Source organism: Sphingobacterium alkalisoli (genome assembly GCF_005049105.1).
GTDB lineage: Bacteria > Bacteroidota > Bacteroidia > Sphingobacteriales > Sphingobacteriaceae > Sphingobacterium > Sphingobacterium alkalisoli.
The window spans coordinates 187,360-203,786 of record NZ_SUKA01000003.1 but is presented as its reverse complement, the minus strand read 5'-3'; the positions used below and the strand labels follow the sequence as shown (position 1 = coordinate 203,786).

Below are 16,427 nucleotides of genomic sequence, written 5' to 3'. Positions count from 1 at the left end.
ATTACGCTACCTCTGTTCCGTTCATTAGATCTGGAGACTCGATAACAAGGATAGCAAACTTTTCAATCCCTTATACGTTTACTAATTTAATTGTAATGAACCTGCATCAGTTACTGCACACAAAAAAGGCTGTGATAAATAACTTCATTCCTGCCTGCGGTAGGCAAGCTTCATCACCTTACAAAGGCAATTTATTTACATGAAAAACAACAATCTTATGTCTGATTTTTTCGCATATTATGTTCATGCCAGTAATAGTCCGTTTTGGTCTTTCGCTGTTCACGATGGAAATCGTATAAATTCCGTTTTGACAAATTACATGCAACTTAATGATAAGCAGAGATTTAGGGAAGAGGATCCATATACTGGTACGATAGCTGAGTTACCCGTTAATAAATTTATAGTTAGTACATCTCGTTTTCAGCTGGATATTAATAGAATGATAGATGATGCAATTTATTTGCATCCCGACCAAGCATGGGGATTATCTGTTTGGAAGGATCTTCCAGAAGAGCATGTCAAAGCTTTAAAAAATGAATATGAAAGCGTATTCAAGGAAATAGAAACGCTGATTCAGCGTACAATCGATGACCATGGATATTTTGTCGTATTGGATATTCATAGTTTTAATTGCAAGAGGTCCGCACCGGATGAAGAAGTCGATAAGGAAGCAAATCCGCAAATCAATTTGGGTACCATACACAATCATCTCAAATGGCGGCCACTCATTCAACATTTTATAGCCTCTATACAGAATCAGACATATCTCTCCCAACCAATCGATATTCGTGAAAATGTAAAATTTAAGGGAGGCTATCTTTCGAAATTTATCAATGAAAAGTTTGGAGAAAAAGGTTGTGTATTATCCATTGAATTTAGAAAAGATTTTATGGACGAATGGACAGGCGAACCATATATCCAAGATATCATGGCTTATAGACAAGTTCTTATGAACGCCTTAACAGATTTACAGGAATATAATTTCAACGATGCAAGACGATAAAACAATTCAGCAGATTATGCAGGCTATAAAAGAAAAAGAGCCTTTCCATCAGCAGATACCCAATGTCGGCAAATTGATTTTTAATAAGATTGTACCGTACCTTTTTGTTTACCGTATACCTATAGTGGGTAAAGATCGAATGCTTTCAGAACTGGCCAAATCCGAGACGGCAAGTATTATTTATAAAACGGATTTTACGAGGGAAGAGTGGATAGGTGTTATAGCAGAAGCCTTGGCAAAGGAATTTGGATCATGTCTTGTGATAGAAGTTTGGAATGCACCCGAAGATCAGGTGCAAGATATATCGATTCAATTATCTCAAAAAAATGCCTTGCAACTTGCAGAATATTTTGCCAAAAATATTGTACTGGAAGCACCAGATATCACTGTTGCCCTCGAAAAATTGAGTAAAGTACCCAAGCCGGATGGACATGCCGATCTATTCACCTTAAAAGAGTTACAGGAAAAGCAGATTATGTCGTTGGGGGTATCTATAAAACAACGGTATGTTGATCGTCAGGGCCATATTCTCCCTATCCTACTGCGTCATTTTCGCGAAACTTTAGGTAAGAGTTTGTCACGGCTATTTTTTGAGTTTCTACGCATCCATACAACAGTTAAAGCGGCAGAGTTCAAATTACAAACACATGAAGAGTTATCTAAATCAGTATTGGATATTGATAAAAAATTAGCGCAGGAAAGCCAGAAATTTGATTTTTTGCTTCTGGTAACACCCATTAACGCCCATGAAGCCTGGTTGCAATTCAAGAAAGATAAGTTCTATCGTGCACCAAAATTTATTTACCGTCCTATGCCAATAGATCCCGACTTAGTTAAGCGAAACTTATATAATTTACGAATTGAAGATTTATATGATCCCACTATTGCATATTTATTTCGGGATAAACGAAGCGAATTGGATGCAATGATGTCGATGTTGAGTGATCGAGGAAAAGAAGATTTTATGCATGGAAGCTTACAGGTATTTGGCAACGTAAGCGACAAACTGTTGAATATTGCCAAGGCGTTATTGACGGTCATCGAGCGCGATGAGCCTTCGGATCCTGATGATAAGGTAAAGTTAGATGCGCATGAATTTGCACAGTTAGCGCATGATGAGATAAAATACCTGCAAGCTCAACGACCGGACTTCAATACCACAGTACGTGTAAGGGATGATATTTCCGGCGTAATGGTAAATCGAGGCGTTCTTAATATAAGCAAAGAATACCAAATAGGAATGAAGCGGGCAAAAGCACTAATCCAGCATGAAGTCGGTACACATATCGTAACTTATTTTAATGGGAAGGCCCAGCCTTTAAGTTTATTTAGCCTTGGCGTACCAGGTTACGAACAGCTTCAAGAAGGTCTAGCCGTATTTGCGGAATACCTAATCGGAGGCCTAACAAATGATCGCTTGCGTATCATTGCCGGTCGTGTAATAGCCGTGCGCCATATGTTGATGGGACATTCCTTTATCGAAACTTTTTCGATGCTTAGTGAAGAATATGAATTTGCTAACCAGACTGCATTTCAAATGACCATGCGGGTATACCGTGGTGGCGGCCTTACCAAAGATGCACTTTATCTTCAAGGTCTCATCGAATTAATCCAATACCTCAAGGAAGGTAAAGATATTCGTCTATTAACCATAGGAAAAATACGCGAAGATTATTTGCCTATCGTACAAGATCTAACACAACGCGGTATCTTACGGCCTCCTGCATTGGTACCCCGTTACCTGAGTATAGAGAATATGGAAAGACACCGCGATTTAAATAAAATCGGGAATATATTTACCCTTATTAATCACTAGTCCGCGCTTATAAACACGTTAATACCTTAAAACAATAACTCACTAAACAAGCTTATACGCATGAAAATAGCCTTTTTAATCAATCAGACACATAAAGAAGAAGTAGCTTTCACAACCACTGTGCTAGCACTGACAGCACTAAAACGTGGTCATACAATCATTTATATCGGACTAGCTGATTTCATTTACCGAAATGAGCAAAGTATCGAGGCGCATGGCCGAGTCGCAGAACCAGGCTCCGGTATTGATAACGGAGAAGATTTATTGAATACCCTTCGAAATAATAAGAAGCAAACTGTTGATTTACAGGATATCGATGTGTTATGGCTCCGTTTTGATCCAGTACTGGATATGATCAATAGACCTTGGGCAGCGGCAATGGGTATTCAATTCGCACAGTTGGTCAAAAATAACGGACGTCTGGTGGTCAATGATCCAGATACCCTTATACAAGCGAGTAACAAACTATATTTAGAAAACTTTCCAAAAGAAGTGCGACCGAAGACTATTGTAACCAGAAACCATGAAGACGTCATCTCCTTCTTAGAAGAGCAGCAAGACAAAATCATACTGAAACCGCTAAAGGGGTCTGGGGGAAAAAATGTATTTATGATCCCTTTCGACGAACGTCAGAATTTGAAGCAGATCGTCGAAGTTATCTGTAGAGATGGGTATGCAATTGCGCAAGAATATCTTTCAGAAGCGGTAAAGGGCGATATACGTTTTTTCTTATTGGATGGAAAACCTATTATAGTAGACGGAAAATATGCCGCTGTAAACCGTGTACAGCAAGGGGACGAAATTCGCAGTAATATCCACCAAGGCGCCAAAGCTGAACAAGCCTTTATCAATGAAAAAGTACTTACCCTCGTTAATAAAGTTGCTAATAAGCTTGTAGAAGATAATATGTATTTTGTAGGACTAGATATCGTGGGAGATAAAATAATGGAAATCAATGTCTTTAGTCCCGGTGCATTAGGACAGGCATCCCGATTAAATGACGTCGATTACAGCACAGTCGTGATCGAAAATTTAGAGAACAAAATTAAAAAATTCTATAATCAATAAAGCAAAAAGCCATTTGATTGGATTTCCAACCTAATGGCTTTTTTGCTGTTCTAGTACCTACTGTTTTAGAATCCTTTATTTGGATCTTTTGCTTCAATAACTTGATCTTCCTTTTTTAACGGAGCGGGCGGTACTTCGTTTACCTCCTTCTCCATCTCATGTAATTCCACATGTACGGCAAATTCCGAAGGTTGTATAGGAATCCCCTTAAACGTGGCATATTCCCGCGTAAATACCGCACCGAAATACAATATTGCAGCCGTATAATACACCCAAAGCAAAATCAAAACAATAGAACCAGCGGCCCCATAAGTCGATTCTGTGCCCGAGTTTTGTAGGTATATTCCGATCAACAATCTACCTATTACGAAGAGTACCGAAGTAAATAATGCACCCGAACGAACAGTTCGCCAAGTAATATTTACATCGGGTAGTACTTTAAAAATTACACTAAATAATACAAATATAACACCAAACGTGATAAAGAAATTAATAGCATCCATTAAGAATACAGTCATATCCGGAAAATGACGTTGTAACCGCTCGGTAAATGCCAAAATAATACCATTCACTATTAGTGTGACCACCAACAAAAAGCCAAGGCCTATTACCAAAGATGAAGATAACACCCTGTCTTTAATTACCTTTAACCAACCCTTTTTCGGTTTTGCCCGTACATGCCATATTTTATTAATGGAATTTTGAATATCACCAAAAACGGTTGTAGCCCCTATTAACAAGGTCACAATACTGATAATAAGTGCGATAGTTGATTTGCCCGAGAGTTCCAAGTTCTTAATGACTTCTTGGATCTGTCTCGCGGCGCTGGCTCCCACGAGTGCGTTTAATTCGCTAAACAGTTTCCCTTTAATAGCTTCTTCACCGAAAAAAATACTTGCTAAGGAGATCATCAGTACCAATATTGGACCAAGAGAAAAAACAGTGTAATACGCTAGTGATGCACTATATTTCAAACTATCTTCATTTGTAAAACCCATTGCTGAATTTTTTAAAACGGCAAATGTATCTTTAAAAAAATTCCCTGTTCGTTTTTCCATGGTATCGAAATAGTGTTGTTACTAGAAACAAACAAATCGGATGGTGAAAAGTTTATCCTTAAACGCCACCATCTTTTTTAGCTATATATTTTCTCTTTCCTATCTACTTGCACAAAATACTTTGTAAATTTAGAAGATAAAACTATCTTGGTTTTCAGTTACACATATAATGAATTAAGCGATGATAAACAAAAAATTATATTCTAATGAAAATATTAGTATTTGCTGCGAGTAATAGTTCGCAATCCATTAATAAAAAACTAGTAAGCAGTATCAGTAAGTATTATAAGGAACCGGAGGATATTATTGAAATAATTGATTTAAATGATTATGAAATACCGCTTTACTCTTATGATCGACAACTTCAGGATGGGATTCCAAAGTTGGCGTTAGATTTTTCTGATAAAGTTGACTGGGCGGATTTTATACTTATTTCCTTCGCCGAGCATAATGGCAATTATTCCGCAGCGTATAAAAATATTTTAGATTGGGTATCTCGCATCAAAGGAAGAAAGCCTTATCCTAATAAACCGATGTTCCTAATTGCTACAAGTAATGGATCACGCGGAGGGCAAAGTGTGCTGGATATTGCCACAAACAGAATGCCTTTTGATGGAGGCATTGTATTAGAAACCTTCTCACTTCCGGACTTTAATAATAATTTTGAAGAAGGTAAAGGCGTAATCAATATGCTTTACCGAAGTAAGCTGGAAGCAAAAGTGCGTAAAACGAAAAGGGAATTAGCAAAAATTCAAACGGAAAAAAACTAATATTTCGCTTACGGGTTATATATTTAATTATAAATACACAAAACATACAATCATTATGGCAAAGAAAATATTACTGTTGGTAGGAGATTATGTTGAAGACTACGAAGCAATGGTGCCTTTTCAGGCAATGGGTGCACTAGGTATTGAAGTACATGCGATAGCGCCTGACCGAAAAAAAGGTGATTTGATACCTACTGCGGTGCACGATTTCACCGGCGATCATACATACAAGGAACTTCGTGGACACAATTTTGTTATAAACAAAGATTTTGATACCGTTGATCCAGCAGATTATGACGGATTATACATTGCCGGAGGCCGTTCAGCAGAATATATCCGTCTTAATAAGCGCGTGATTGAAATTGTACAATATTTCTTTGAAACAGACCGACCAGTAGCGGCCATTTGCCATGGCATCCAAGTACTTACTACGGCACGGGTCCTCAAAGGCAGAACACTGACCGCTTATGTTGCAGTCGGTCCCGATATAGAGCTCGCTGGAGGAACATGGAAAAATATACCTGCCGATCAATCCGTGGTCGATGGCAATCTGGTCACCTCTCCAGCTTGGCCTGGACACCAGGCTATTTTGAAAGATTTCTATAAACTATTAGGCATCACGATAAACTTATAATGAAGCAAAAAAGATCTAAAAGAATATGGTTTATTGCCATACCTGTTATTTTAATATTGGTTTATCTCATTTGGCAGGCCTACAGCCAACCGGGGCTTCAGGATATTCCAGGAAACTTTGAAGAGGTAGCATTTGTTCGAAACGAACAAAATAAAGGCGGAGTCGTACGGATCTATGCAGTTACTGTGGGTGATCCTTCAGTAGCAAATTATGATGCTTGTGCCGATTTATTCCCTACAAATGATTTCAATAGTATAACGACGATTTATTTTTTTGATAAAAGCAGTCCCTATCCTACCTCGCTCACAGTAGAAAGTCCGCATTATGATACCACAAGATATTCAGCCTTATACATCGCAAAAAGAAGAGGTACAGATTAATTTTATCTTATTCATATTATTTTAACATTAAGCTAACATCAATAATATAGATTTGGCTACAATATATTCGTTTAATAATGTCAAGAAAGTATATACCTAGAGATATTAGTTGGTTAAGTTTTAATGGAAGAGTGCTACAAGAAGCAGCAGATGAAACTGTACCCTTGCCCTCCCGTTTAAAGTTTTTGGGTATATTTTCCAATAATCTGGATGAATTTTTTCGTGTGCGGGTAGCCGGACTTAAAAGAGCGCTGGTAGTTGACGAAAAAGAGGCAAAAGATATTTTCTTTGAAAAGCCCCAGCTGATATTGGAAGAAATCCATGAAGAAGTGATCCGTCAGCAAAAGAAATTTAATTCAGTGTGGGAAGATGTGCAGAAAGAGATGGCTAAACAGCATGTGTACATCAAAACAAGTGAAAATCTTAACGAAGAACAGGAAAAATTTATCCATCAATACTACCAAGATGAGATAGAGTCTAACGTTATCCCACTCATTTTAAGTGATGCTAATCCGATGCCTTATCTAAGGGACAAATCGCTGTATCTGGGAGTCGCGATGATTAAGAAAGATTGGCAGTATGAAACCAAGTTTGCTATCATAGAGATACCCTCCAGCCAATTAGGACGTTTTACGATATTGCCGTCATCCAAAAACCAGGTTCATGTTATGTTATTGGAAGATATAATAAAATTCAATCTTCCTTACATTTTTTCTTACTTTGGATTTGACGAATTCCAGGCCCATGCGTTTAAGATTACCAAAGACGCTGAATTCGATTTAGATAATGATATAAACACCAACTTTGCCGAGAAAATAGCGAAGGCGGTGAAAAGCAGACGAAAAGGGAAACCTACCCGCTTTGTGTTTGACAAAGAAATGGATGAAAAACTATTGGAGTTTCTTATTAAGAAGCTTAATATTTCTAAGAAAGACAGTATTATACCAGGACAAAAAATCCATAATTTTAAGAATTTTATGGAGTTTCCTAACGTCTTCAAAAAGTACCATCAACCAGAAGAAAGAACCTCTTTTACGCATCCTCAGTTTGCGAATCAACAGCGGATTACGGATGTAATTATTAACAAGGATGTGCTCCTCTCCTTTCCATATCATACGTTTCGCCCGCTAATCGATTTACTGCGAGAAGCTGCTATGGATCCCGACGTAAAAACCATCCAAATTACAGCCTATCGGCTAGCTAGTAATTCTAAAATTGGAAATGCATTGATAAATGCTGCACGCAACGGCAAAGCTGTTACCGTAATGCTCGAATTACGTGCTAGATTCGATGAAGAGCATAATCTGGAATGGAAAGAACGCTTTGAAATGGAGGGTGTTCATGTTCTGATAGGTATTCCACATAAAAAGATACACGCCAAACTCTGTGTAATCAAAAAGAGGGTAAATAATAAGACTGTTCAATATGGTTTCGTTAGTACCGGTAATATAAATGAAAAAACGGCTAAGATATATGGCGACTATTGCCTAATGACAAGCAACAGAGCTGTTATGGCCGATATCAATAAAGTGTTCAATGCGCTAAAACGGCCAAAGCTAGATCTACAGCAAACGTTGAAGATGGGAACAGGCCTATTGGTCTGTCCTACGGATATGCGTAATGCAATTCTCTCCTATTTGGATGTGGAAATAGCGGAAGCAAAAGCCGGACGTAAAGCACATATGATCATCAAGGTCAATTCATTGAGTGACAAGATTCTGATAAAGAAAATTTACGATGCCGCACAGGTAGGTGTAAAAGTGGAAATGATTGTACGCAGTATTTATTGTGGGGTGAATCAGAAGAATTTTCAGCAACCTATACATGCGATAAGTATCGTAGACGAATATTTAGAACACGCACGTGTGATGTACTTTCACAATGCAGGTAAGGAGCATGTCTATATCTCTTCAGCCGACTGGATGACACGCAATTTAGACCATCGTGTAGAGGCGGCCTTGCGTATATCTGACAAAAAGCTCAAAGCAGAGTTAATAGATATGCTTAAAATTCAGCTCAAAGGGAACGTCAAGACACGGATATTGGATAATGAATTAAGTAACGCCTATGTAGAAAACGGGAAACCACAACACAGATCCCAAATTGAACTGTATAAATACCTGAAATCAAAAACATAAGTCAATAGTATTTATTTTACTAATTTATTTAGTAATTTTAACCCTGTTATGCAGGAGAAAGATTACATAAAAGGAAGAGGTGCGCAATATAACCCCCATAGCGTCTATAAAAAAGCGAAGTATACAATAGAGCACATCGAAGCTATTGATGATTGGGAATCAGAAAATAACAGAACAACATTTATTCACTCCGAGGCGAAGTCTCTAGTGCATAAGGTCGATAGCCCCGATGTTGGAATGATGTACTCTGCTAATCCATACCAGGGATGTGAGCATGGTTGTATTTATTGTTATGCCCGAAATTCCCATCAATATTGGGATCTCAGTTCGGGGCTGGATTTCGAACGGAAAATTATCGTAAAGGAAAATGCGCCCGAGCTTTTCGAAAAATTCATCAGCAAAAAAGAATGGCCCATCACGCCTATCCACCTTTCCGGAAATACCGATTGTTATCAGCCAGCAGAACGAAAATTTCGACTTACCCGACGAATATTGGAAATAGCGTTACGCCATAAGCAACCGATCAGTATAATTACAAAGAATAGCTTAATCCTTCGAGATGCAGATATTTTGGAAGAAATGGCCACGCATAATCTCGTGAGGATATTTATGTCTATTAACTCGTTAACAGAGGAGACACGGCTAAAACTAGAACCCCGCACGGCCACTGCTTCCCAGCGCTTTCGTGTGATAGAAGAATTAAGTAAAAAAGGCATCCCCACAGGCGTAAATGTCGCACCAGTTATCCCCGGACTAACGGATCATGAAATACCAGCAGTTTTAAAAGAGACTGTTGCTCGTGGTGCAAAATGGGCCAGTTATATTATCGTAAGATTAAATGGGCAGATTGGTGAGGTTTTTAAGGATTGGCTAACACAGGCCTATCCAGATCGTGCTGATAAGATATGGCACGGCATTCAATCTTGCCATGAAGGCCAGGTAAATAACAGTAATTTCGGACTTCGGATGAAGGGAAGCGGTAAAGTAGCAGAGATAATTCGCGACAGCTTTCGTTTGCACTGCGCTAAATACGGTTTGAATCGCGAAACATTCGAATATAATTGTACTGGACCTGCCAACGCAACACCGGTTCAGCTTACCTTGTTTTAAAAAATATTTAAGCCGTCGATTAGTAACTTTTACTATTTCCCGAATGTTAACAAATGTTAAAACTATAAGCAGGCTGTGTGCTAGTATCTGATTTCACTTGTTGTAGGATTAAATAGTAACATTAAAACATACAACACAATGAAAAATTCAATTAAAATTTTAAGCCTCTTATTTATTACGCTTTTCGCATTCAGCGCATGTAGCAAAGACGATGACCCTGCCGATAACGATTTGTTTACAGGTAGGTATGAAGGAGATGTAAGTTTCGCTAGTACAGATGATGATGAGGATGATGTTAGCACGACCAATGGATCTGTGACCGTAGTCAAGGTTGGAGATACCTACACATTCAATTTTTCGGACGGGATACCTACCTTAGGTAATATCGAAATGAAAAAAGGTGATAACAATACTATCATTATTGGTGATGGTGCATTGGGTACGATTACTATTACTGAAAGCACATTGCGAATCGCTTACACGAAAGATGGAAGAACGTGGACAGCCGACTGTGATCGATAATCAAAAAACGGTCTTCTATCAAAAGCAAAAAGCTCAACTTTCGTTGAGCTTTTTGCTTTTGAGCCTCCTATCGGGATCGAACCAATGACCTACTGATTACAAGTCAGTTGCTCTACCAGCTGAGCTAAGGAGGCATGCTTAAATGAAGTATCGTGATGCAAATATCGCAAGCTAAAGTTAAAAAATCAATACTTCTTCTCTATTTTGTTTCCGATTTTTCATTAAGTTTTTGAAAATCAGTGAAATTATTTCAGCATTTTTTAAGTAATTCAGAAATTTTGTCGTTATTTTTCGGGCGTAACAGACATAATTTCAGGAATATGGTCATGAAAACACCAAGGCATCTAATTTGTTAACTTATCAATATAAATAGAGAGCAACTATGAATTTCAATAATTATACCATCAAAGCACAAGAAGCGATTCAAAAAGCGTCAGAGATCGCTACCGGTAATCAACAACAAGCTGTAGAACCAGCACATCTTCTAAAAGCGTTGTTGATGGTAGATGAGCATGTGGTCAATCATCTGCTAAAAAAACTGAATGTCAATATTTCGTACGTAACGACGGAGATAACTAAACAAATAGAATCCTTACCGAAAGTAAGTGGAACCAATATATACATCAGCAATAGTTCTGCCGCCGTGTTGCAGAAAGCACAGAGTTATTTGAAAGAATTCAATGACGAATTTGTTTCCATTGAACATATTTTACTCGGTCTGTTGTCGGCTAATGACAAAGTATCGAGTTTATTGAAAGATCAAGGTGTTAATGAAAAAGATCTTAAACTGGCTATTAGGGAGCTTCGTGGTAGTTCGCGCGTTACGGATCAGAATGCCGAAGCAACTTATAATGCATTAGGAAAGTATGCAAGAAATCTAAACGAATATGCAGAATCCGGAAAATTAGATCCGGTAATAGGGCGTGATGAAGAAATCCGTCGCGTAATGCAAATATTATCCAGACGCACCAAAAACAATCCTATTCTGGTTGGTGAGCCCGGAGTCGGAAAGACAGCCATCGCAGAAGGTATTGCACATCGTATTATCAAAGGCGATGCACCGGAGAATTTAAAAACGAAAACGGTGTATTCATTGGATATGGGTGCCTTAATTGCTGGTGCCAAATATAAAGGAGAATTTGAAGAACGCTTAAAAGCCGTTGTAAAAGAGGTAACGGAAAGTGACGGCGAAATTATTCTCTTTATTGATGAGATCCATACGTTAGTGGGAGCCGGTGGTGGCGAGGGTGCGATGGATGCGGCCAATATATTAAAACCTGCTTTGGCAAGAGGCGAATTACGCGCAATTGGTGCTACTACATTAAATGAATATCAAAAGTATTTTGAAAAAGATAAGGCCTTAGAGCGTCGCTTTCAAAAAATAATGGTGGAAGAGCCCGATACGCAAGATGCAATTTCCATCCTTCGAGGTCTGAAAGAACGTTATGAAACACACCATAAAGTGCGTATTTTAGACGAGTCTATTATCGCAGCGGTAGAACTTTCCCAGCGCTATATTACCGATCGCTTCTTACCTGATAAAGCCATCGATTTGATCGATGAAGCTGCTTCCAAGTTACGACTTGAGATGGATTCTGTACCAGAAGCTGTCGACGAGCTCGAACGTCGTATCATGCAGTTGGAGATTGAACGTGAAGCGATCAAACGAGAAAATGACAAAAAGAAAGTTGCTGAGCTGTCTGAGACTATTGCCAATCTTTCTAACGAACGTGATTCGTTAAAAGCTGCTTGGCAATCGGAAAAAAACTTAGTAGATCGCGTGAATCAGGAAATTCAGAACATCGAAGACTATAAATTGGAGGCTGAGCAAGCGGAGCGTGCCGGAGATTATGGTAAAGTAGCCGAATTACGCTATGGTAAAATCAAGGAAGCCCAAGACGTTGCCGAAAAACTAAAGGCCGAATTGACGGAAAAACAACAAGGTAGCCGCATGCTCAAAGAAGAAGTTACCGCCGAAGATATTGCAGACGTCGTATCGCGTTGGACAGGTATTCCAGTTAATAAAATGATCCAATCCGAACGTGAAAAACTACTGACGTTGGAACAAGAACTACACAAACGCGTAGCCGGACAGGACGAGGCCATCGAAGCTATTTCAGATGCCATTCGCCGTTCCCGTGCGGGATTAAGTGATGCCAAACGTCCTATAGGTTCGTTTATATTTCTGGGAACTACAGGGGTAGGTAAAACTGAATTAGCAAAAGCGCTAGCCGAATTTCTGTTCGACGATGAGCAAGCTCTGTTGCGTATCGATATGTCTGAGTACCAGGAACGTCATGCGGTATCAAGGTTGATCGGTGCGCCTCCGGGATACGTAGGATACGATGAAGGTGGTCAGTTAACCGAGGCGGTTCGTCGTCGCCCCTACTCTGTTGTATTGTTAGATGAGATAGAGAAAGCACACCCCGATGTATTTAATATTCTGTTACAGGTACTCGATGATGGACATTTAACCGATAATAAAGGTCGTACGGTCAACTTTAAAAACACCATTATCATTATGACCTCTAATACAGGTTCGCACCTTATTCAGGAAAACTTCAGTCGGTTAACAGAGGAAAACAAGGATAGCGTGATCGCTAAAACAAAAGACGAAGTATTTGAACTCTTACAGAAGACCATTCGGCCAGAGTTCTTGAACCGTATCGACGAAATCATCATGTTTACTCCACTGAGTCGCAATGAAATTGGTGATATCGTTCGGATGCAATTTAGTCGTGTACAACACCAACTTGCTGAACAAAACATCGCATTGTCCGCTACAGATGAAGCGCTGGATTGGCTTGCACAGTTAGGATACGATCCTATTTATGGAGCACGCCCATTGAAGCGTGTTATTCAAAAGCGCATCCTGAACGAATTGTCCAAAGAAATTCTTTCCGGGAAAGTGACCAGTGACTCCGTTATACAATTGGATGTTTTTGATGGACAATTTGTATTCTTAAACAAAAGCGAATAAGCGAAGTTGTATAATACGTTACGATTATATCTAAAAAGCCCTTACCGCGAGTGAGGGCTTTATTTTTTCTGAAAGTATCTATTTCTCAAAGGCCATCAAGAACTTTCATGCCTGTTGGTGATTCAATGGATCATGAAAGTTTTGTTTCCCCCTATTTTTCCTCCGTGGGTGGTATTGCAATATCTTCATTATTGCGCACCACTCTATAGTGTGGCGACATGATTTCAACTCCCGCAGCGTGAAACCCGTCAAGCAAATTTTTATGCAATTCAGAATAAATCAACGCCTGTTTATTGGGCTGTTTAGTATACGCATTGATCTGGTACGAAACGTAATAATCGTCTAGACTCGTTTGCAAAACAAAGGGAGACGGTTCGATCTCAATATATTGTACCGTGCTTGCAGCTTCAATAGCAAGCCTATGTATAGTCTGCCAAGGTACGTCGTAACCAATTGTAATGGTCGTATGTAGAATCAAACCTTTATCAGGAGCATCTGTGCTGTAATTAATTGTATGTGAGTTCATCACCTGCGAATTAGGAACGGATATTATTTCATTTTTTATCGTTCGTATGCGCGTTACTAGTAATGTTTTTTCAATAATATCCCCTTGTACTTCCCCAATTTTCACCCGATCTCCGATACTAAATGGTCGCATATATGTGATTACCAATCCAGCTACCACATTTCCCAGCGCTCCTGCAGATCCAAATGTAAATAAGATCCCTATAAAAACAGAAACACCTTGAAAGATTGGAGACTTCGACCCCGGAAGATAAGGGAAGATTACGATCAACATAAATGCTGTTAGCAGTACACGAAGTATTTGATATGTAGGCAATGTCCAGTCCGCATAAAATCCAGGTATATTTAATGCACCACGATGTAGCTCATTTGCAAAATATTTGAGGATCTTAAAGATATAGTGGAAAATTATTACGATTACAATCACCGTTATCAGATTTGGAAAATAATTGATAACTGCCAGACTAATCTTCTTAATCGGATCTAAAATATAACTCAGCAGTACGGTGGCAAATCCCTCCGTAGCGGGGAAAAGATTAAAAACTATCGGTAAAGCTAGGTAAATGACCATCAAGATAAACAACCACTTGACTAAATTGAAAAGCGTCCATATAAACCGAACCTGTTTTGAAGAAGAAACTAATTCATAGCCTCTAATTCGTATGCCAGTTAATTTATTGCCTTTATTTCGCAGTACGATACGTCGGGTGTAGCTGGCTAACCTATTGATACCATATACAATTAACGATACCACGCACAATACGAGTGCAGCCAATCCGATACCCTTCATCAACTTCGTGATACTCGTGTCGTCTCTATACTGCGTAATGCTCCCTTTTATCTTGTCAGCAAATAACTGTGCTAGCGCATTAGGTGTAGAGTTCATCCAAAGTGCATCTTCCTCACTAATACTCATTATCATATCATTCGCTCCGGTTATATACCACATATTCTCGTTTTCGACCACCCGTATTGAATCTACATGAAAAGAATATAGGTCTGCCAATGTTTTGATCCGGGTTTGTACGGCGTTCGCACGCTCGCGGATCGAGAAGCCGCCAATCCCCCGGTAGATGGTAAATAAAGTATCAGCAAAAGGTGTAACAGGCATACCTGGGTTTATTACACGCATGGAATCTACTTTTCTTTTACGCTCAGCTAGCGCCAGTGAATCCCGGCTTTTCAGAAAATGTAGCTCAGTCAATAAAGCCTGCTTTTCTTTAGTATCTTCAAGCTCGTCAGAAAACAGCCTATTTTCTAATTGTAGCCTTCTTAATGAATCCTGGTTCTGTTGTTCCTTTATTTTCAATAATCGGTCAGACTGTTCCGTTAATTTTTGCTCCGTTACGAGACTATCCACATTTTGACCTAAACAAAGTTGGATACAGAACAGCAAAAAAATGAGGTAAAAGAATTTCATATGCAAATTAAAAATAACAGTATTATTGCCTTAAGTTATTAAAATTCGTAAACTAACTCTTATTTTTATAGAAATAATAAAAATAAATATGAAATTCGGACAAGTAGCAGACCCTTCCACGATCGATTTTACGATTCCGGAGACACCAAAAGAAACGTTAGATTTACTACATAACAATAAACCTAAGGAGCCTATGGATGTATACGTAGGCTGTGCGAAATGGAATAAGGCCGATTTAAAGGGATTTTACCCGCGCGGCACAAAAGACGAACTCGTGTATTATTCAACGCAATTTAACTCGATCGAGCTAAACGCGACCTTTTATAATTCGCCTTCAAAACAGCAGGTTGAAACCTGGAAAGAAAAAACCCAAAAAGATTTTAAGTTCTTTCCAAAGATACCTCAATCCATCAGTCACTTCAGTAGGCTATTGAATACCGAAGAGAAGGTGAAAAATTTTGTCGATTCTACAGTATTATTTGACGAGAAACTGGGTATGGCTTTTCTCCAGTTAATTGACAATTATAAACCCAAGGATTTTGATCGTTTAGCAGATTTCCTGAATCACTTTCCAAAAGGATATCCCTTGGCAGTAGAGGTACGTAATGAAGAATGGTTTTCCAATAATGAAGTTGCCAAAAAATTCTATCAACTGCTTGAAGCAACGGGCACTACAAATATTATCGTCGATACGGCGGGCCGAAGAGACATGATGCACATGCGCTTAACGACACCAACTGCATTCGTACGCTATGTGGGTGCGAATCACCCGTCCGATTATACCCGTTTAGAGGAATGGATAGGAGTCATAAAAAAGTGGAAAGACGCAGGTTTACAGCATTTATATTTCTTTATCCATCAAAATATAGAAGTGGAGTCTCCGCTTCTAGCTGCTCATTTTATAAAAAAACTCAACGAAGCAATCGGAACCGACCTATCTATCCCCAGTAAACCAGAAGAAGGTAAACCCGCTGCGCCAACATTATTTAAATAAGGTAATGAG

At 38.9% G+C, this 16,427-nt stretch carries 13 protein-coding genes and 1 tRNA gene; 11 read left to right on the top strand and 3 right to left on the bottom strand.

Translation table 11 applies throughout. The annotated features are described in order from the left end of the window. Positions 1 to 217: 217 nt before the first annotated feature. From FAZ19_RS10480 to FAZ19_RS10470, 3 genes are read left to right on the top strand one after another with little or no spacing between them, the layout of a single operon-like run. A complete protein-coding gene (locus FAZ19_RS10480; RefSeq protein ID WP_136820682.1) occupies positions 218 to 1,003 on the top strand; it encodes an N-formylglutamate amidohydrolase in 786 nt (261 codons plus the stop codon). Next, complete coding sequence (locus tag FAZ19_RS10475) at positions 990 to 2,819, top strand: flavohemoglobin expression-modulating QEGLA motif protein (protein ID WP_229707518.1); 1,830 nt, start codon at positions 990 to 992, stop codon at positions 2,817 to 2,819. Before FAZ19_RS10480 ends, FAZ19_RS10475 begins: the two co-directional genes overlap by 14 nt. Positions 2,820 to 2,879: 60 nt before the next feature. Continuing rightward, entirely contained in the window at positions 2,880 to 3,887 is a 1,008-nt protein-coding gene (locus FAZ19_RS10470) for an ATP-grasp domain-containing protein (RefSeq protein ID WP_136820681.1), read from the top strand. A 65-nt stretch (positions 3,888 to 3,952) separates the two neighbouring features. Here FAZ19_RS10470 and FAZ19_RS10465 read toward each other — a convergent pair whose 3' ends face one another. Next, a complete protein-coding gene (locus FAZ19_RS10465; RefSeq protein ID WP_244927455.1) occupies positions 3,953 to 4,885 on the bottom strand; it encodes a YihY/virulence factor BrkB family protein in 933 nt (310 codons plus the stop codon). Between the two features lie 266 nt (positions 4,886 to 5,151). Here FAZ19_RS10465 and FAZ19_RS10460 point away from each other — a divergent pair, with 266 nt between their 5' ends. From FAZ19_RS10460 to FAZ19_RS10435, 6 genes are all read left to right on the top strand, one after another. Beyond that, on the top strand, positions 5,152 to 5,715 hold the full coding sequence (locus FAZ19_RS10460; RefSeq protein WP_136820679.1) for an NADPH-dependent FMN reductase: 564 nt from the start codon (positions 5,152 to 5,154) through the stop codon (positions 5,713 to 5,715). 55 nt (positions 5,716 to 5,770) lie between these two features. Continuing rightward, complete coding sequence (locus FAZ19_RS10455) at positions 5,771 to 6,349, top strand: DJ-1/PfpI family protein (RefSeq protein WP_136820678.1); 579 nt, start codon at positions 5,771 to 5,773, stop codon at positions 6,347 to 6,349. Beyond that, positions 6,349 to 6,729, top strand: a complete 381-nt coding sequence (locus FAZ19_RS10450; protein ID WP_136820677.1) for a hypothetical protein — start codon at positions 6,349 to 6,351, stop codon at positions 6,727 to 6,729. The genes FAZ19_RS10455 and FAZ19_RS10450 overlap by 1 nt, the downstream gene beginning before the upstream one ends. A 77-nt stretch (positions 6,730 to 6,806) precedes the next feature. Beyond that, positions 6,807 to 8,867, top strand: coding sequence for a polyphosphate kinase 1 (gene ppk1, locus FAZ19_RS10445; RefSeq protein WP_136820676.1), 2,061 nt, complete (start codon positions 6,807 to 6,809; stop codon positions 8,865 to 8,867). A gap of 48 nt (positions 8,868 to 8,915) precedes the next feature. Then, entirely contained in the window at positions 8,916 to 9,977 is a 1,062-nt protein-coding gene (locus tag FAZ19_RS10440) for a PA0069 family radical SAM protein (RefSeq protein ID WP_136820675.1), read from the top strand. 138 nt (positions 9,978 to 10,115) lie between these two features. Next, on the top strand, positions 10,116 to 10,499 hold the full coding sequence (locus FAZ19_RS10435) for a hypothetical protein (protein ID WP_136820674.1): 384 nt from the start codon (positions 10,116 to 10,118) through the stop codon (positions 10,497 to 10,499). 61 nt (positions 10,500 to 10,560) lie between these two features. Here FAZ19_RS10435 and FAZ19_RS10430 read toward each other — a convergent pair. Beyond that, a tRNA-Thr gene (locus tag FAZ19_RS10430) sits at positions 10,561 to 10,633 on the bottom strand. Positions 10,634 to 10,881: 248 nt separating this feature from the next. Here FAZ19_RS10430 and clpB point away from each other — a divergent pair. Then, the gene (gene clpB / locus FAZ19_RS10425; RefSeq protein ID WP_136820673.1) at positions 10,882 to 13,479 is read left to right on the top strand and encodes an ATP-dependent chaperone ClpB; all 2,598 of its coding nucleotides are present in this window, start codon (positions 10,882 to 10,884) and stop codon (positions 13,477 to 13,479) included. Positions 13,480 to 13,630: 151 nt separating this feature from the next. Here clpB and FAZ19_RS10420 read toward each other — a convergent pair whose 3' ends face one another. Beyond that, positions 13,631 to 15,424 (bottom strand): mechanosensitive ion channel family protein, encoded by a 1,794-nt coding sequence (locus tag FAZ19_RS10420; RefSeq protein WP_136820672.1) that lies wholly within the window; start codon positions 15,422 to 15,424, stop codon positions 13,631 to 13,633. An 88-nt stretch (positions 15,425 to 15,512) separates the two neighbouring features. Here FAZ19_RS10420 and FAZ19_RS10415 point away from each other — a divergent pair, with 88 nt between their 5' ends. Then, on the top strand, positions 15,513 to 16,418 hold the full coding sequence (locus tag FAZ19_RS10415; protein ID WP_136820671.1) for a DUF72 domain-containing protein: 906 nt from the start codon (positions 15,513 to 15,515) through the stop codon (positions 16,416 to 16,418). The last annotated feature ends 9 nt before the right edge of the window (positions 16,419 to 16,427 follow it).